Source organism: Pseudomonas sp. C32 (genome assembly GCF_030417915.1).
Classification (GTDB): Bacteria; Pseudomonadota; Gammaproteobacteria; order Pseudomonadales; family Pseudomonadaceae; genus Aquipseudomonas.
This window is the reverse complement of record NZ_JAUHUK010000010.1, coordinates 109,591-125,897: the sequence shown is the minus strand read 5'-3', so window position 1 is coordinate 125,897 and position 16,307 is coordinate 109,591. Positions and strand designations below refer to the sequence as shown.

Sequence of the window (16,307 nt, the reverse complement as noted above, 5' to 3'; positions counted from 1 at the left end):
TTTTTGCAGCGACAAGCTGTTTAGAGAGATGAGTTCCCCCATGTTTTTCAGGACCGTAGTCCATGCTTGAGCATCCGCTACAACGCTTCTTCAAATCCTTGCGCGAGCGTCCGGTGTTTGCGTGGGAGCGCTATCAGATGCGCGATGTGCTGGTGATCGATCATCCGCTGTGTCAGGCGGTGTTCAGTCGGCAGGGTGCGCAGTTGCTGCACTTCCAGCCCCAAGGTCAGAAGCCCTGGCTGTGGTGTGCGGCGAAGTGGCCGCAGGTCGGTGCGATTCGCGGTGGCGTGCCCGTGTGTTGGCCGTGGTATGGCCGGCATCCGAGTGAGAATGCCTGGCCGTCCCATGGCTGGGCGCGATTGCTCGACTGGAAACTGCTCGACAGCAGCCATGACGACGATGGCGTGCATCTGCACTGGCAGCTGAAGTTGTGCGACTGGCAAGTTGACCTGTACGCGGACCTGGGGGAGCGCATGGATCTGCGCCTGAGCACTGAACATCAGGACGACATGCCGTGCCAACTGAGCCAGGCTTTGCATGCTTACTGGCGTATTGGCGATATCAGTGAGGTAGCGCTGTCTGGGCTCGAAGGTGCGCAGGGTTACGACCAATTGAGTCGGCAGGTTTGTCAGCAGGAAGGTGAGTTACGCGTTGATGGCGGGTGCCAGCGGGTGTTCCAGCATGACGGCGAGTTACAGCTGAACGACCATGCCTGGGACCGGGCGTTGTGCATCGATACGGGTGAAACGGCGGATACGGTGGTCTGGCATCCGGGTTCGCGACCGTTGCTCGGCGTGACCTGGAACGAGATATCCGAATTCGTTTGCGTGGAAGCCGCAAGCGGCGGCACCGACAGCCTGTGCCTGAAGCCTGGGGAACGGGCGCATTTGAGTTTGCAGGCGCGGGTGGGGGCTTAGCGAAAAGGCAAGGTGTTGCGGATGACGCTTTCGCTGGCAAGCCAGCTCCTACAGGTTCGCGGTCGGTCGCTTTTTTGTACTCGACACAAACTCTGTAGGAGCTGGCTTGCCAGCGAAGAGGCCGGTTCTTCAATGCAGATTCATGCCGGTTTCAATTGAACTCATCACCCACCGGATACCGGCTCGCATTCAAGCTCTCTTTGATCTTGCGTAAATGTGGCTGGAAATCCACGCCCCGGCGCAGCGTCATGCCGGTCGCCAGCACATCGAGCACGGTCAGTTGAATGATCCGCGAGGTCATCGGCATGTAGATGTCGGTGTCTTCCGGCAGCGGAATGTTCAGGCTCAGGCTGCTGGCCTTGGCCAGTGGCGAGTTTTCGGCAGTCAGGCCGAGAACCGAAGCGCCGTTCTCTCGAGCGATGCGCGCCACTTCCACCAGTTCGCGGGTACGGCCGGTATAGGAGATGATCACGAACAATTCGCCGGTGTGCGCCACCGAAGCAATCATGCGCTGCATCAGCACGTCGGCATGGGCGGTGACAGCGAGATTGAAGCGGAAGAACTTGTGCTGTGCATCCAGCGCCACCGGGGCCGAGGCGCCGAGGCCGAAGAAGTGGATCTGCCGGGCCTGGATCAACAGATCGACGGCGCGGCTGATCAGGTTCGGGTCGAGGGCCTGGCAAGCGCTGTCCAGCGACGCAATGGCGCTGCCGAAGATCTTCTGCGTGTAGGCCTCGGGATTGTCGTCGGCCTCAACAGCACGGCTGACGTAAGCAGCGCCGCTGGCCAGACTTTGGGCCAGTTGCAACTTGAGTTCGGGATAGCCGCTGACGCCGAATGAACGGCAGAAACGGTTGACCGTCGGCTCGCTGACCGAAGCAGCCTGGGCGAGGGCGGCGATGCTGAAGCGGGTGGCCTGCTGCGGGTTGAGCAGGATCACCTCGGCGACTTTGCGTTCGGCCTTGTTCAGGTCTTCAAGGCGATTCTGGATCTGTTCCAGTAAATTTCGCACGCGGTCCATATGGATTTCCTTGATTCACCGGTGCCGATAGGCGCGCGGCTAATGCAAAAAGGGCCTTTGTTGAGGCCCGTAACGGTGGCCTATCCTACTGATGGCTCCGACCGACCACCACTCGGAATCTGTATTTTGCGAAAATGTTGTGGTTATTACTACATTTTCCCTTGAGTGATGCCTTGAAAAAAGGTATTTGTAGCTTAACTTGATAAAAGAACAAACATCATGCTCTCGATTACGGTTGAACCGTGCACCTTTGCCTTGTTCGGCGCCCTTGGCGATCTCGCCTTGCGCAAGCTGTTTCCTGCCCTCTATCAACTCGATGGTGCAGGCCTCTTGCACGAGGACACGCGAATCATCGGGCTGGCCCGTGAAGCGGGCAGCGAGCAGGAACACCTGGCGTTCATCGCTTCCGAGCTGCGTCGCTACGTGGGCGCCAAAGAGCTGGACGAAGCCGTGCTCGAGCGGTTTCTGGCGCGCCTGAGCTATTTGCACGTCGACTTCCTCAAAGCGGATGACTATGTGGCCCTGGCGGAGGCGGCTGGCAGCGCACAGCGAGTCATTGCTTACTTTGCTACCCCGGCAGCGGTCTACGGCGCGATCTGCGAGAACCTGGCGAAAGTCGGCCTGGCGGAAAACACCCGCGTGGTGCTGGAAAAACCCATCGGTTCGGACCTGGAATCCTCGCGTAAGGTCAACGATGCCGTCGCGCAGTTCTTCCCGGAAAACCGCACTTACCGAATCGACCACTATCTGGGTAAAGAAACCGTCCAGAACCTGATCGCGCTGCGTTTCGCCAACAGCCTGTTCGAAACCCAGTGGAACCAGAACTACATTTCCCACGTGGAAATCACCGTCGCCGAGAAGGTCGGGATCGAAGGCCGTTGGGGCTACTTCGACAAGGCCGGTCAGCTGCGGGACATGATCCAGAATCACCTGCTGCAATTGCTCTGCCTGATCGCCATGGACCCACCGGCTGACCTGTCCGCCGACAGCATCCGCGACGAGAAAGTCAAAGTGCTCAAGGCCCTGGCGCCGATCAGCCCGGAAGGCCTGACCACTCAGGTGGTGCGCGGCCAGTACATTGCCGGTTACAGCGAAGGCAAGCCGGTGCCGGGTTATCTGGAAGAGCCGAATTCCAACACCCAGAGCGACACCGAAACCTTCGTCGCCCTGCGTGCCGACATCCGTAACTGGCGCTGGGCCGGCGTGCCGTTTTACCTGCGAACCGGCAAGCGCATGCCGCAGAAGTTGTCGCAGATCGTCATCCACTTCAAGGAACCGTCGCACTACATTTTCGCTCCCGAGCAGCGCCTGCAAATCAGCAACAAGCTGATTATCCGCCTGCAACCGGACGAAGGCATTTCCTTGCGCGTGATGACCAAAGAGCAAGGCCTGGACAAAGGCATGCAGCTGCGCAGCGGTCCGTTGCAGCTGAATTTTTCCGACACCTGGCGCAGCGCACGGATTCCCGATGCCTACGAGCGGTTGTTGCTGGAAGTGATGCGCGGCAATCAGAACCTGTTTGTCCGTAAAGATGAAATCGAAGCCGCGTGGAAGTGGTGTGACCAGTTGATCGCCGGGTGGAAAAAGTCCGGTGATGCGCCCAAGCCGTACGCGGCCGGGTCCTGGGGGCCGATGAGCTCCATTGCTCTGATCACGCGGGACGGGAGGTCGTGGTATGGCGATATCTGATTTGAAACTGCCGCAGGGCGTCAGCGCGAATGCGTTCAAGAGCGCGGTGTTGCTGGCCGAAGGTTTGGCGCTGAACGTGGCCAAGCAATTGAGCGATGCCATTGAGGCCCAAGGCTCGGCGACCCTGGTGGTGTCCGGTGGCCGCAGCCCGGTGGCGTTTTTCCAGCACCTGGCCAAGCAAAAGCTGGACTGGTCGAACGTGGTCATCAGCCTGGCCGATGAGCGTTGGGTGCCGGTCGAGCATGCCGACAGCAATGCCGGCCTGATCAAGCGCTATCTGTTGCAAGGCCCGGCGGCCAAGGCTCAGTTTTTGAGTCTGTACAGCGCCAGCGCCAACCTGGAACAGGCGGCCGAACAGGCTGATCGCCTGCTTTCCGAACTGCCGGTGATTGATGTTCTGGTGCTGGGCATGGGCGATGACGGCCACACCGCGTCGCTGTTCCCCAACAGCCCGAATCTTGCCGAGGCCTTGCAGGCCGATGGCATACGTCGCTGCTGGCCGATGCTGGCGCCGACCGTGCCGCATCAACGCCTGACCATGAGCCGTGCGCTGCTGGCCTCGGCCAAGCACAAAGTCCTGTCGATTTCCGGTCAGTCCAAGCTGACCACCCTGAGTACCGCACTGGCCGGTGACGATGTCGCCGCAATGCCGATTCGCGCGTTTCTGCAACCTACGTTAGAGATTTACTGGTGCCCATGATCCAAGGAACAGCCGCTATGACAAACCCATCCCCGACCGTTTCCATGGCGGATAAAGTTGCCCTGATCGACAGCCTCTGCGCCAAGGCGCGGATCCTGCCGGTGATCACCATCGCCCGCGAGCAGGACGTTCTGCCGCTGGCCGATGCCCTCGCGGCCGGTGGGCTGACGGCCCTGGAAGTGACCCTGCGTTCGCAGTTCGGCCTCAAGGCGATCCAGATCCTGCGTGAGCAGCGCCCGGAGCTGATGACCGGTGCCGGCACCGTGCTCGACCGCACCATGCTGGCAGCGGCCGAAGCGGCAGGATCGCAGTTCATCGTCACGCCGGGCATCACTCGCGACTTGCTGGAAGCCAGCGTTGCCAGCCCGATTCCGCTGTTGCCAGGCATCAGCAATGCCTCGGGCATCATGGAAGGCTACGGCCTGGGTTATCGCCGTTTCAAGCTGTTCCCGGCTGAAGTCAGCGGCGGCGTCGCGGCCATCAAGGCATTGGGCGGCCCGTTCGGCGAAGTGAAATTCTGCCCGACCGGCGGTGTCGGTCCTGCCAACATCAAGAGCTACATGGCGTTGAAAAACGTCATGTGCGTGGGCGGTAGCTGGATGCTTGATCCGGAGTGGATCAAGAACGGCGACTGGGCCCGCATTCAGGAATGCACCGCCGAGGCTTTGGCGCTGCTGGACTGATTGCTTCACCCGACACTTCGTTGTGTGTTCTACGGCTTTACGGTGCGCTTGGTCGGTGCACCGTTTTTTTTTGCCTAAAGAAAAAAGTAGGCGCTGCCGAAGGCTGTGATCTTTTGCTTCTCGGGAAAGTTGCCCAGGGCCGAAGAAGATCGCAGCCTGCGGCAGCTCCTACGCATGAAATCATCGACATCATGCGATACATAGTTACCGCATCCTGAAAATCGACCGATGCTAGCCTGCGTTCATCTTATGGAAGAGAGAACGTCATGGACGCCTACACCTCATTTGCACCCTTCACAGCGGGTTGCCTGTTGTCCCCCGAGCAGATTGCCGGCCCGTATTTCCGCAACCCGAAACTGATCCGCAGGAACATCAGCGAAGGCGCCGACGGCATTCCGCTGGTGCTGCGGCTGACCATCGTCGATGCCATGACCGGTGAACCCGTCCCGGATGCTCTGGTGGACATCTGGCACTGCAATGCGCGCGGCGCCTATTCGGGCTGGAGCAAAGTCAATCCGGACGTTGAGGTCGATTCCGCCGACATCGGCGCAATCGCCCGGACCGACGACGACACCTACCTGCGCGGTGCGCAGTTCAGCGACAAATCGGGCATCGTGCGTTTCACCACCATCTATCCAGGGTTCTATGCCGGACGTGCGCTGCACATTCACGTCGCCGTGCGCATTACCTCGGGCAACAATTATCTGGAGGAGCGGCATGTCGCCTGGGTCGGGCAGCTTTACCTGCCTGAAGTCGCTTCGCGTGCGGTGCTCTGCTCCCGTCAGTACGAAGGGCGCAGCACAGTGCGACTGACCAATCCCGAGGATTTTTTCTACACCACCATGGGCGGTGATGCCTCGACCCTGAACGTGCACACACTGGGACGGGATTCGAATGAAGACGGGTTCTTCGGGCAGATGACCATCGGCATCGACACCTTCGCGGCGTCGACACAGATCAAGCCTGAAGACTTCGACAAGTACACCGTCTGACGTCAGCGCAGTTCGGTCAGTGCCTTGCTCAGTGCATCGATATCGTCAGCGGTGGTGATGAGGCCGGGGGTGATGCGAATGCAGGGGCCACACGCCGCGCCGCTTCGCGTGACGGTGAACAGGTTGTATTCCTTGAGCAGTCGTTCGACCATCAGTTGCTGGTCGGTGTGGCGGGAAAAACGCATCGAGGTGATGCCGCAATACAGCCGCGGATCATCCGGGGTCATGACTTCGATCCCCGGTAACTGGCGAACCGCACCGACCCAGCGGTTGCGCAGGTAGTTGAGTCGTGCACCCTTGGCCCCGGCACCGCCCATGGCCCAATGTTCTTCGAGCACCAGCGGCAGGGTCAGCAGTGCCGGAATATTAGGCGTGCTGTAGGAGGTGCGGGCACGGATGTCGGTCACCGGGTAATGCACCTCGCCCATGTCCGGGTCGATATCAGCCAGGCGTTCGGGGGCGATGTAGATGAAACCCAGCGTCAACGGTGCACCGATCCACTTGTGCAGGTTGAAACCGGCGAACGCGATACCCAGCTCGGTCAGGTCGAATTCGATCTGGCCGAGTGCGTGGGCACCGTCGAGGATCACATCGATGCCGTGTTCCCTGGCGGCGGCTGCAATTGCCTGCACCGGCATCACCAGGCCGGTGCGATGAGTGACGTGGGTCAGGGCCATCAACTTGAGCCGCGGATAACGGGTGAAGGCGTCACGGTAGGTGCTGAGCAAACTGTCGTAGCTTGCCGGGTGCGTGTGTTCGATCTCGATCACTTCAACGCCGCGATGGCGCGCCAGCCAGCGCATGGCGCCTTTGACCGTGTCGTACTCCAGGTCGCTGATCAGAACCTGATCACCGGGCTGGAGCAGGTTGTAGTTGCGGATCAACGACTGCAAACCCTCCGTTGCATTGCGGGTGAGAGCGATGCTATCGCCCGATACGCCAATCAGACGGGCCAACTGCGCGCGAATCTTCAGGCTGTCACCCTGTTCAAACCGTTGACGCACATAGACCGAGTTGCTGCGGTTGATCAGCTCGATGTTGCGCTGATACTCCTCAACCACCGTGCGCGACATGCGCCCGAAGTAACCGTTTTCAAGGTTGATCGGGCCGGGTTCGACCTCGTATCGGTCGGCGAAGGTCTGCCAGAAAGCTTCATCACGGGCACGGAGCGTATTGTCAGGCATGGGGGTACTCAGTCGGGGGCCGGGTGAGTCAGTGACGCGGGGCTGGTTTGCCGTGTTTGGCGCGCAACGGCTCGAGCAAATCCGACAAGCCGTTGTGATCGATTTCCTGCATCAGGGCCAGCAGACCGCCGAGCTCGCCATGGGGGAAACCTTCCCGGGCGAACCAATTCAGGTAAGGGCCGGGCAGGTCGGCAATGATTCGTCCCTTGTACTTGCCGAAGGGCATTTCGCGGGTGATCAGCAGTTCAAGCTTTTCAGGGTTCATCGATCAGTCGTCTTGATTCAGTCAGTGGAGAAAATACAGGCATTCTGCATGCAGGCCAATTGACAGATCATGCAAAAAAAACGGATACAGATTTTTAGGTTATTGATAAGTATTTGAAATATAACGATTAAATAAACAGTTTCAGGCTGGCATGCAGGGTGCACTGTTCATTGCATCTTCCATCACGGCAAGGAATTGAAAAATGACCGACATGAATAAAGAAGCCATTTCTGTACTCAACGACCTGATTGAAACCAGCAAGGACGGTCAGAAAGGGTTCAAGACTTGCGCTGAAGACATCAAACACCCTGAACTCAAATCCCTGTTTGTTCAACGCTCCTCCGACTGCGCCACGGCCGCGGCCGAACTGCAGGCCGCCGTTCGTTCGCTGGGCGGCGACCCGGAAACCTCCAGCAGTGTCGCCGGCGATCTGCATCGTCGTTGGGTCGATGTGAAGTCGATGTTCACCGGCAAGGACGAGGAGGCTGTGCTGAATGAAGCCGAGCGTGGTGAGGACCATGCATTGAAGGCATACCGGGATGCCATGGAGAAAATCAACAAGAACAACCTGATTGGTATTCGTGACCTGGTTGAGCGTCAGTACCATGGTGTGCAGCGCAACCACGATCAGGTAAAAGCCCTGCGTAACCAGGCCCGTGCCCGTTCGTAACGCGTATTAAAAACGCCAGCAGGGCTGGCGTTTTTCTAGATCAAAAGATCGCAGGCGCGATCTTTTTAGCGATCAACCAATGCTGATGGCGGGCAGCTCGGTCAACGTCACGCTCTGTTGCTTGCGTGGCGCCAGAATCTCCGCCTCGCCATCCACCACCAGCTCATCGCGCTGGTTGAATACACGGGTGGCAATGCGCACGCGGAATTTCGGCAGTTTTTCGAGGATTTCCAGACGCACCGTCAGGGTGTCGCCAATCTTCACCGGCTTCTGAAAACTCATTTGCTGGCCGATGTAGATGGTCCCCGGCCCAGGCAACTCGCACGCAACCGCTGCACTGATCAACGCGCCGCTGAACATGCCGTGGGCGATGCGTTCCTTGAACATGGTGCTGGCGGCGTACTCGGCATCCAGGTGCACCGGGTTGTGATCGCCCGACATCGCGGCGAACAACTGAATGTCGCGCTCCTCGACAGTCTTGCTGAAGCTGGCGGTCTGGCCGACTTCAAGGGCTTCGTATGGCGTGTTGGTAACCTGGGTCATCTGTCTCAATTCCTGTGACGAATTAGAAAATACACAAAAAGCTATTCGGCCCTGGGCGGCCGGGGGCTGCTCAAGACCTGTGCGATCCAGTTCAGCACATCGGCGATGACTTCATCGCGGTTGCTCTCGTTGAACAGTTCGTGCCGCGCCTGCGGGTAAATGGTCAGTTGCAGGTGCTGGTTGCCGGCCGCGCGCAGGGCGTTGGCCAGATCAGTCAGACGCTTGCCTTCGCTCACCGGATCACATTCACCGCCAATCACCAGCAGCGGCAGGCCCGGATCGATCTGCGCGAGATTGGACGCTTTGCTGATTTGCTGCAACCCACCGAGCAAATCGATCCACAGTTGATTGGTGCAGCGAAAGCCACACAGCGGATCATTGGCATACCGATCGACCTGCGCCGGATCGCGGCTGAGCCAGTCGAACCGAGTGCGCGCCGGTTTGAATTTTTGGTTGAACGAGCCGAACGACAGCCATTCGATCAGTGCGCTGCGTCCCTTCGGCCCTTGGCGCAGCCTTTCCAGACGGGCGATCTGCCGCGCCGCGCGATAAAGCGTCACGGGCTGGAAGTTAGAACCGCTGAGAATCGCCCCGTGCAGACTGGCGCTGTGGTGCATTAGATAAGCCTGGGCGATGTAACTGCCCATGCTGTGACCGAGCAATACGATCGGCACGCCGGGATGCTCCTGGCCGATGTGCTGGTTGAGGCTCGCCAGGTCGCTGACGACTTTGCACCAGCCGTCGTCGTCGGCGAAATGGCCAAGGGTCCCGTTTTCGGCAGTTTTGCCATGTCCGCGCAAGTCCGGCGCACAGACGCCGTAGCCGTTTTCAGTGAGTTTTTCCGCCAGATCCGCATAACGACCACTGTGTTCGGCCATGCCGTGGGCCAGCAGAATCACTGCCTTGAGACTGCCGTCTGGCAGCCACTGGTTAACGAAGAGGCGGCTGTGGTCGCTCGTGGTCAACCAGAACGTATCGTGGATCATTGCGGTTCCTTTGCATGGGGCTGCCGGATCGGAAACAGCTCGTTGCATTTTATAGCGCATCCTGCGTCGGGCGTCTGATCAGGCCACGCCACTGCACGAAGATTCACACGATCAATGACGGTTGTGGGCATATTTGCCTGAATCGCCATTGCTGCTAGTGTCCGTGAAGCTCCGCTTTTCGTAGTTTGTTTTTGAAATGACAGAAAAGTGGCCTCGGATAGGCTCAGGTAAAGAGGACAAGAACAATGCAACCTGATTTCTGGAATGACAAACGCCCGGCCGGCGTACCCCTGGATATTGACGTTGGGGCTTACAAATCGGTGATCGAGGTGTTCGAGCGTTCCTGCAAGAAATTTGCTGATCGCCCGGCCTTCAGCAACATGGGCGTGACCCTGACCTACGCCGAACTGGAACGCCATAGCGCCGCTTTTGCCGCTTACCTGCAATCGCACACCGATCTGGTCGCCGGGGATCGCATCGCAGTGCAGATGCCCAACGTCCTGCATTATCCGATCGCTGTATTCGGTGCCTTGCGCGCCGGGCTGATCGTGGTCAACACCAACCCGCTGTACACCGCGCGGGAGATGCGTCATCAGTTCAAGGACTCGGGTGCCCGGGCGCTGGTGTACTTGAACATGTTCGGCCAGAAGGTCCAGGAAGTACTTCCCGACACCGATATCCAGTACCTGATCGAAGCGAAGATGGGCGACCTGATGCCTGCCGCCAAGGGCTGGCTGGTCAACACCCTGGTCAGCAAGGTCAAGAAAATGGTCCCGGAGTATGCCTTGCCCCAGGCCGTTTCCTTCAAGAGCGCGTTGGCGCTGGGCCGAGGCCTGGGCATCAAGCCGCTGACCGTCGGCCTCGATGATATCGCCGTGCTGCAATACACCGGCGGCACCACCGGTCTGGCCAAGGGCGCGATGCTGACCCATGGCAACCTGGTCGCCAACATGCAGCAGGTGCGCGCATGCCTGGAGCAGTTCGGCAACGACGGTCAACCGCTGTTGCGCGAAGGGCAGGAGGTGATGATTGCACCACTGCCGCTGTACCACATCTATGCATTTACGGCGAATTGCATGTGCATGATGGTGTCGGGCAATCACAACGTGCTGATCACCAATCCACGGGACATCGGTGGCTTCATCAAAGAGCTGAAGAACTGGCGGTTCTCGGCACTGCTGGGGCTTAACACGCTGTTCGTCGCGCTGATGGATCACCCGGACTTCAAGACCCTGGACTTCTCGACGCTCAAGCTCACCAACTCCGGTGGCACCGCGCTGGTCAAGGCGACCGCCGAACGCTGGGAGCAGATGACCGGCTGCCGCATCACCGAAGGCTACGGCCTGACCGAAACCTCGCCGGTGGCCTGCACCAACCCTTACGGCGACCAGTCGCGGATCGGTACAGTCGGCCTGCCGGTGCCGGGCACCACGTTGAAAGTGATCAGTGATGACGGTATCGAACAGCCCTTGGGCGAGCGCGGCGAACTGTGCATCAAAGGTCCGCAGATCATGAAGGGCTACTGGCAGAAACCCGAGGCCACCGCCGAGGTGCTGGACGCCGAGGGCTGGTTCAAGTCCGGCGACATTGCGGTGATCGATCCGGACGGTTTCGTGCGCATCGTCGATCGCAAGAAAGACATGATCATCGTCTCTGGTTTCAACGTGTACCCGAACGAAATCGAAGACGTGGTGATGGCTCACCCGAATGTCGCTAACTGCGCAGTCATCGGCGTGCCAGACGAACGGTCGGGAGAGGCGGTGAAGCTGTTTGTGGTGGCTCGCGAAGCGGGTGTCAGCCTTGAAGAGCTGAAGGCCTACTGCAAGGAGAACTTCACGGCGTACAAGGTACCCAAGCACATTGTGTTGCGTGAGTCGTTGCCGATGACGCCGGTGGGCAAGATTCTGCGGCGGGAGTTGCGTGATATCGCTTGATGGGTGAATGGCCGCGCGTCGCGCGGATCGCGGGCAAGCCACGCTCCCACAAGGATCTATGTAGATCCTGTGGGAGCGGGCTTGCCCGCGATGCTTTTGGTCGGACGTTAAAGCCCCGGTTTTCGTGGCTTTCAGGGCTTTATAGGTTTTTTGCTCTAAAATGACTGCTTGTTATTCTTGAGTCACAATTGTGACTGTAGAGGCCGCTTTTGGCTCTAGGCGACCCTTGGCAAAGCTGCTACTCTCGGCGCGCTTTGTGACTTCTCGGCCTTCTGTCAGCCAGATTCACCAATGACCAAACACCAATAATAATCGCATCAAATGCGGTGCTGAATTCGCGTTGCTGAGGAGTGGGCTTCCATGAACGAAGACTTTTGGAAGGATAAGTACCCAGCTGGGATTGCTTGCGACATCAATCCAGACGAGTACCCGAATATTCAGGCAGTGTTGAAGCAATCCTGCCAACGCTTCGCCAATAAGCCGGCATTCAGCAACCTGGGCAAGACAATCACCTACGGTGAACTGTACGAATTGTCCGGTGCCTTTGCCGCTTACCTGCAACAGCATACCGACTTGCAGCCCGGCGATCGAATCGCGGTGCAACTGCCCAACGTGTTGCAGTACCCGGTTGCCGTCTTCGGTGCCATCCGCGCCGGCATGATCGTGGTCAATACCAACCCGCTGTACACCGCGCGGGAAATGGAACACCAGTTCAATGACTCCGGTGCCAAAGCGTTGGTCTGCCTGGCCAACATGGCGCACCTGGCTGAAACGGTCGTGCCGAAGACGGGCGTCAAGCACGTCATCATCACCGAAGTCGCCGACCTGCTGCCGCCGCTCAAGCGCCTGCTGATCAACAGCGTCATCAAATACGTGAAGAAGATGGTCCCGGCGTATCACCTGCCCAAAGCCGTCAAGTTCAACGATGTGCTGAGCAAAGGCATGGGCCAACCGGTCGCGGAAGCCAGCCCGGCCAGCGGTGATGTCGCGGTGCTGCAATACACCGGCGGCACCACGGGCGTAGCCAAGGGCGCGATGCTGACCCACCGCAACCTCGTCGCCAACATGCTGCAATGCAAGGCACTGATGGGTTCCAACCTGAATGAAGGTTGCGAGATCCTGATCACGCCGCTGCCGCTGTACCACATCTATGCGTTCACCTTTCATTGCATGGCGATGATGCTGATCGGCAACCACAACATCCTGATCAGCAACCCGCGCGACCTGCCGGCGATGGTCAAGGAACTGTCGAAGTGGAAGTTCAGCGGTTTCGTCGGGCTGAACACGCTGTTCGTGGCCCTGTGTAACAACGAAGGCTTCCGCAAGCTGGATTTCTCGGCGCTGAAAGTCACGTTGTCCGGCGGCATGGCCCTGCAACTGGCCGCGGCCGAACGCTGGAAAGCGGTCACCGGTTGCGCCATCTGCGAAGGTTACGGCATGACCGAAACCAGCCCGGTCGCGACGGTCAACCCGATCCAGAACATTCAGATCGGCACCATCGGCATTCCGGTGCCGTCGACCCTGTGCAAAGTCATCGACGATGCGGGCGTTGAACAGCCAATGGGTGAGATCGGCGAGCTGTGCGTGAAGGGCCCGCAAGTCATGAAAGGTTACTGGCAGCGCCAGGACGCCACCGATGAAATGCTCGACAGCGAAGGCTGGCTGAAAACCGGCGATATCGCGCTGATTCAGGCCGATGGTTACCTGCGCATTGTCGATCGCAAGAAAGACATGATCCTGGTCTCCGGTTTCAACGTGTACCCGAACGAGCTGGAAGACGTACTCGCCGTTCTGCCGGGCGTGCTGCAATGCGCAGCCATCGGCATACCGGACGAGAAGTCGGGCGAGGCGATCAAGATTTTCATCGTTGCCAAACCGGGCGTGACCCTGACCAAGGAACAGGTGATGGAGCACATGCGCGCCAACGTCACCGGCTACAAGGTCCCGCGCGCCGTGGAGTTCCGCGATGCACTGCCGACCACCAACGTCGGCAAGATCCTGCGTCGTGAATTGCGCGATGAAGAGCTGAAAAAGATCAACGCGAAGAAAGCCACCGCGTAATACAAAAAGCCCCGCAAATGCGGGGCTTTTTGTTGGCGCAGACTTTCTGGTCAAAGTGCTTTTGTGGCGAGGGGGCTTGCCCCCGCTGGGCTGCGAAGCGGCCCCAAAACCAGCAGCTGCCATTCGCCTGACACACCATACTCATCTGATTTACGACGGCTGCGCCGCCGAACGGGGGCAAGCCCCCTCGCCACAACGATTTTGTGTATTACAAGCGGAACGGCGCGAAGTTGACGTTGGTCCCTGTCGGACGCATGTCCTGCAGGTATGAGTCCTTGTCGGCGCTCAGTTCCAGGCTCAGGGCCGCCTTGCGCTTGCCTTCGTTGCGTATCACCAGGCCTTCAAGTTTCTCGCGCAGGAACACGGTCGGCACTTTCAGGTGCAGCAGTTCGTCGGTGTCCGGTGTGTGCATCAGCAGGTGAATCCACTCGTACTGACCAATCGCCAGGCGCGCGACCGGGAGGTCGAACCACCAGATGTTGCGGTTACGGTTCAGTTCGGCGAAGTGGCAGTTGTTGACGCCAAGCACTGCACCGCCGAGTTCCTGGTTTCTGCGGGCAATGGCCTGCTTTTTATCGAGTTTCATAACATTCCTACGGGATTGGATCTTCAGCGCCATGGCCTGAATGTGTTGCGCATTCTCGGGGGTTGCCGGGCAAACATAAAGCCCAACCTGCATCGAGCGATGAAATGACGCGGTGAAAATAAATGAAACTCCGCGCAAACGCCCCCGGTCAACCTTGTGTAACCACTTTTCCATCCAGATGTTCACAGGAGAAATACCATGAGCAGCACAGGCGATAAAGTGAAAGGCATGGCCAATGAAGCCGCGGGCAACGTCAAGCAAGGCGTTGGCAAGGCCACCGGTAATGACAAAATGCGCGCCGAAGGCGTGGTGCAGGAAAAGAAAGGCGAAGCACAACAAGCCATAGGCAAAGCCAAGGATGCGGTCAAGAAAAGCGTCGACGAGGCCTGATTCGGCCTTGGATGACGGTAAGGAACGGCCATCTGCGGATGGCCTTTTTTGTGTCAGGCTGAACTTGATCAAGGAAATTGTTTCAAAACCGCCAAGTAAGCTACTTTGATGAAACAAAACGGCCCCTGAGTCGCCACGACTTGACACCTGAATCTGATTGCGGCGAATGGAGACGCTAATGATTTTCCCGGACATGAAAGGCATGCCGCTGCACCGTGTGATGGTGCGCACGGTCACCGAGTTCGTCGACGACGAAATGTCGACCTATGCCTCGGCGCTTGCCTATCAAATGCTGTTTTCGCTGTTTCCGTTCATTCTGTTTCTGATTGCCTTGATCGGTTTTTTGCACCTGCCTGATTTTTTTTCGTGGCTGCGCCTGCAATCGGAACTCGTGCTGCCGCCCCAGGCCCTGGAACAGGTCAACCCGGTCATTGACCAGCTTCAGCAGTCCAAGGGTGGTTTGCTGTCGGTGGGTATTGTGATTGCCTTGTGGACCGCTTCAGCCGGTGTGCGCTTGATGATGAGCGCGATGAACGCTGCCTACGACGTGGTGGAAGGTCGTCCTGCGTGGAAGCGTTTTCCGCTGTCGATCATCTACACGGTCGGCATCGCCGGTATGTTGCTGATCGCCGCCGCGCTGATGGTGCTCGGTCCTCAAGTGATGAGCTGGATCGCATCGCAAGTCGGCCTCGAATATTTCATCGTCACACTCTGGACCATCGCGCGCTGGCCGGTGATCGTGATCCTGTTGATGGTCGCAGTGGCGTTGATCTACTACGTCATGCCTGACGTCAAACAGGAGTTTCGTTTCATCACGCCCGGCTCTGTACTGGCCGTGGTGGTATGGATCATCGCGTCGCTGGGCTTCGGTTTCTACGTCAAGGAGTTCGCCAACTACAACGCCATGTATGGCAGTATCGGCGCGATCATCGTGCTGTTGCTGTACTTCTACATTTCCGCCGCGGTGCTGTTGCTCGGCGCGGAAATGAATGCGGTGATCGAGCACATGTCGCGAGAGGGCAAGGACCCCGGCGAAAAGGTCCCCGGCGAACACGGTCCGGGCCATGAGGAAAAACACCACGTGTCGGGGCTGGGCCGGGATCACTCGCTCAAGCCGACCACTGACGAAGCCCAAACATGATTCGTGACATTCTGAAAATGGGCGACGAGCGCCTGCTGCGCATTGCTCCGCCCGTACCCGCCGAGATGTTCGACAGCCCCGAGCTGTGGCAACTCATCGACGACATGTTCCAGACCATGGAAAGTGTCGGCGGAGTCGGCCTCGCCGCACCGCAGATTGGCGTCGACCTGCAATTGGTGATTTTCGGGTTCGAGCACAGCGAACGCTATCCGGACGCCGAAGCAGTGCCGCAGACGATTCTGATCAACCCGTTGATCACGCCGCTGAGCCCGACGCTCGAGGAGGGCTTTGAAGGTTGTTTGTCAGTGCCCGGCCTGCGCGGCGAGGTACAGCGCTACCAGCATATTCGCTACGAAGGTGTCGACCCCAAGGGCGAACCCATCGTGCGCATTGCCTCGGGGTTCCACGCGCGGGTGGTGCAGCATGAGTGCGATCACTTGATCGGCCGCCTGTACCCTTCGCGGATTACGGACTTCAGCAAGTTCGGGTTTACCGAGGTGATGTTCCCGGATCTTGATCCCAACGCGGACGAATAAAACCACCCC

The 16,307-nt window shown here is 58.8% G+C and carries 17 protein-coding genes; 11 read left to right on the top strand and 6 right to left on the bottom strand.

The window, feature by feature from the left end; translation table 11 throughout:
* The first annotated feature begins 62 nt into the window (after positions 1–62).
* The gene (locus tag QYH43_RS13625) at positions 63–917 is read left to right on the top strand and encodes a D-hexose-6-phosphate mutarotase (RefSeq protein WP_301157210.1); all 855 of its coding nucleotides are present in this window, start codon (positions 63–65) and stop codon (positions 915–917) included.
* Between the two features lie 151 nt (positions 918–1,068).
* Here the strand turns inward: QYH43_RS13625 and QYH43_RS13620 are convergent, their stop codons facing one another.
* Positions 1,069–1,929 (bottom strand): MurR/RpiR family transcriptional regulator, encoded by an 861-nt coding sequence (locus QYH43_RS13620; RefSeq protein WP_301157238.1) that lies wholly within the window; start codon positions 1,927–1,929, stop codon positions 1,069–1,071.
* A gap of 228 nt (positions 1,930–2,157) precedes the next feature.
* On the opposite strand from QYH43_RS13620, the gene zwf reads away from it, so the two are divergent.
* From zwf to QYH43_RS13600, 4 genes are all read left to right on the top strand, one after another.
* Positions 2,158–3,627, top strand: coding sequence for a glucose-6-phosphate dehydrogenase (zwf, locus tag QYH43_RS13615; protein WP_301157209.1), 1,470 nt, complete (start codon positions 2,158–2,160; stop codon positions 3,625–3,627).
* Positions 3,614–4,327, top strand: coding sequence for a 6-phosphogluconolactonase (gene pgl, locus QYH43_RS13610; protein WP_301157208.1), 714 nt, complete (start codon positions 3,614–3,616; stop codon positions 4,325–4,327). The genes zwf and pgl overlap by 14 nt, the downstream gene beginning before the upstream one ends.
* Before the next feature lie 17 nt (positions 4,328–4,344).
* Positions 4,345–5,010, top strand: coding sequence for a bifunctional 4-hydroxy-2-oxoglutarate aldolase/2-dehydro-3-deoxy-phosphogluconate aldolase (locus QYH43_RS13605; RefSeq protein WP_095058804.1), 666 nt, complete (start codon positions 4,345–4,347; stop codon positions 5,008–5,010).
* 266 nt (positions 5,011–5,276) lie between these two features.
* Entirely contained in the window at positions 5,277–6,002 is a 726-nt protein-coding gene (locus QYH43_RS13600; protein WP_301157207.1) for an intradiol ring-cleavage dioxygenase, read from the top strand.
* Between the two features lie 2 nt (positions 6,003–6,004).
* Here QYH43_RS13600 and QYH43_RS13595 read toward each other — a convergent pair whose 3' ends face one another.
* Positions 6,005–7,186, bottom strand: coding sequence for an aminotransferase class V-fold PLP-dependent enzyme (locus QYH43_RS13595; protein ID WP_301157206.1), 1,182 nt, complete (start codon positions 7,184–7,186; stop codon positions 6,005–6,007).
* Between the two features lie 28 nt (positions 7,187–7,214).
* Positions 7,215–7,451: a DUF3820 family protein gene (locus QYH43_RS13590; RefSeq protein WP_003227425.1), complete on the bottom strand. Its 237-nt coding sequence runs from the start codon at positions 7,449–7,451 to the stop codon at positions 7,215–7,217.
* Between the two features lie 202 nt (positions 7,452–7,653).
* Between QYH43_RS13590 and QYH43_RS13585 the strand changes: the two genes are divergently transcribed.
* Positions 7,654–8,121: a PA2169 family four-helix-bundle protein gene (locus QYH43_RS13585; protein WP_095058801.1), complete on the top strand. Its 468-nt coding sequence runs from the start codon at positions 7,654–7,656 to the stop codon at positions 8,119–8,121.
* Positions 8,122–8,193: 72 nt separating this feature from the next.
* Here QYH43_RS13585 and QYH43_RS13580 read toward each other — a convergent pair whose 3' ends face one another.
* Complete coding sequence (locus QYH43_RS13580; protein WP_007974451.1) at positions 8,194–8,664, bottom strand: MaoC family dehydratase; 471 nt, start codon at positions 8,662–8,664, stop codon at positions 8,194–8,196.
* A 41-nt stretch (positions 8,665–8,705) separates the two neighbouring features.
* Positions 8,706–9,650 (bottom strand): alpha/beta hydrolase, encoded by a 945-nt coding sequence (locus QYH43_RS13575; RefSeq protein ID WP_301157205.1) that lies wholly within the window; start codon positions 9,648–9,650, stop codon positions 8,706–8,708.
* Positions 9,651–9,895: 245 nt separating this feature from the next.
* Here QYH43_RS13575 and fadD2 point away from each other — a divergent pair, with 245 nt between their 5' ends.
* Complete coding sequence (gene fadD2 / locus QYH43_RS13570) at positions 9,896–11,584, top strand: long-chain-fatty-acid--CoA ligase FadD2 (protein WP_301157204.1); 1,689 nt, start codon at positions 9,896–9,898, stop codon at positions 11,582–11,584.
* Between the two features lie 360 nt (positions 11,585–11,944).
* The gene (gene fadD1, locus QYH43_RS13565; protein ID WP_301157203.1) at positions 11,945–13,645 is read left to right on the top strand and encodes a long-chain-fatty-acid--CoA ligase FadD1; all 1,701 of its coding nucleotides are present in this window, start codon (positions 11,945–11,947) and stop codon (positions 13,643–13,645) included.
* 208 nt (positions 13,646–13,853) lie between these two features.
* Here the strand turns inward: fadD1 and QYH43_RS13560 are convergent, their stop codons facing one another.
* Positions 13,854–14,231, bottom strand: coding sequence for a hypothetical protein (locus QYH43_RS13560; protein ID WP_095058797.1), 378 nt, complete (start codon positions 14,229–14,231; stop codon positions 13,854–13,856).
* A 198-nt stretch (positions 14,232–14,429) separates the two neighbouring features.
* Here QYH43_RS13560 and QYH43_RS13555 point away from each other — a divergent pair, with 198 nt between their 5' ends.
* The 3 genes from QYH43_RS13555 (at position 14,430) to def (ending at position 16,298) form a co-directional block, all read left to right on the top strand.
* On the top strand, positions 14,430–14,621 hold the full coding sequence (locus QYH43_RS13555) for a CsbD family protein (protein ID WP_301157202.1): 192 nt from the start codon (positions 14,430–14,432) through the stop codon (positions 14,619–14,621).
* A gap of 178 nt (positions 14,622–14,799) precedes the next feature.
* Positions 14,800–15,762, top strand: coding sequence for a YihY/virulence factor BrkB family protein (locus tag QYH43_RS13550; protein ID WP_301157201.1), 963 nt, complete (start codon positions 14,800–14,802; stop codon positions 15,760–15,762).
* A complete protein-coding gene (def, locus tag QYH43_RS13545; protein WP_095058794.1) occupies positions 15,759–16,298 on the top strand; it encodes a peptide deformylase in 540 nt (179 codons plus the stop codon). The genes QYH43_RS13550 and def overlap by 4 nt, the downstream gene beginning before the upstream one ends.
* Positions 16,299–16,307 lie beyond the last annotated feature (9 nt).

What these genes read in the sequence shown, in the direction of transcription:
- QYH43_RS13625 (WP_301157210.1), top strand. Translation starts at nt 63, where the DNA reads ATGCTTGAGCATCCGCTACAACGCTTCTTCAAATCCTTGCGCGAGCGT.
- zwf (WP_301157209.1), top strand. Translation starts at nt 2,158, where the DNA reads ATGCTCTCGATTACGGTTGAACCGTGCACCTTTGCCTTGTTCGGCGCC.
- pgl (WP_301157208.1), top strand. Translation starts at nt 3,614, where the DNA reads ATGGCGATATCTGATTTGAAACTGCCGCAGGGCGTCAGCGCGAATGCG.
- QYH43_RS13605 (WP_095058804.1), top strand. Translation starts at nt 4,345, where the DNA reads ATGACAAACCCATCCCCGACCGTTTCCATGGCGGATAAAGTTGCCCTG.
- QYH43_RS13600 (WP_301157207.1), top strand. Translation starts at nt 5,277, where the DNA reads ATGGACGCCTACACCTCATTTGCACCCTTCACAGCGGGTTGCCTGTTG.
- QYH43_RS13595 (WP_301157206.1), bottom strand. Translation starts at nt 7,186, where the DNA reads ATGCCTGACAATACGCTCCGTGCCCGTGATGAAGCTTTCTGGCAGACC.
- QYH43_RS13590 (WP_003227425.1), bottom strand. Translation starts at nt 7,451, where the DNA reads ATGAACCCTGAAAAGCTTGAACTGCTGATCACCCGCGAAATGCCCTTC.
- QYH43_RS13585 (WP_095058801.1), top strand. Translation starts at nt 7,654, where the DNA reads ATGACCGACATGAATAAAGAAGCCATTTCTGTACTCAACGACCTGATT.
- QYH43_RS13580 (WP_007974451.1), bottom strand. Translation starts at nt 8,664, where the DNA reads ATGACCCAGGTTACCAACACGCCATACGAAGCCCTTGAAGTCGGCCAG.
- QYH43_RS13575 (WP_301157205.1), bottom strand. Translation starts at nt 9,650, where the DNA reads ATGATCCACGATACGTTCTGGTTGACCACGAGCGACCACAGCCGCCTC.
- fadD2 (WP_301157204.1), top strand. Translation starts at nt 9,896, where the DNA reads ATGCAACCTGATTTCTGGAATGACAAACGCCCGGCCGGCGTACCCCTG.
- fadD1 (WP_301157203.1), top strand. Translation starts at nt 11,945, where the DNA reads ATGAACGAAGACTTTTGGAAGGATAAGTACCCAGCTGGGATTGCTTGC.
- QYH43_RS13560 (WP_095058797.1), bottom strand. Translation starts at nt 14,231, where the DNA reads ATGAAACTCGATAAAAAGCAGGCCATTGCCCGCAGAAACCAGGAACTC.
- QYH43_RS13555 (WP_301157202.1), top strand. Translation starts at nt 14,430, where the DNA reads ATGAGCAGCACAGGCGATAAAGTGAAAGGCATGGCCAATGAAGCCGCG.
- QYH43_RS13550 (WP_301157201.1), top strand. Translation starts at nt 14,800, where the DNA reads ATGATTTTCCCGGACATGAAAGGCATGCCGCTGCACCGTGTGATGGTG.
- def (WP_095058794.1), top strand. Translation starts at nt 15,759, where the DNA reads ATGATTCGTGACATTCTGAAAATGGGCGACGAGCGCCTGCTGCGCATT.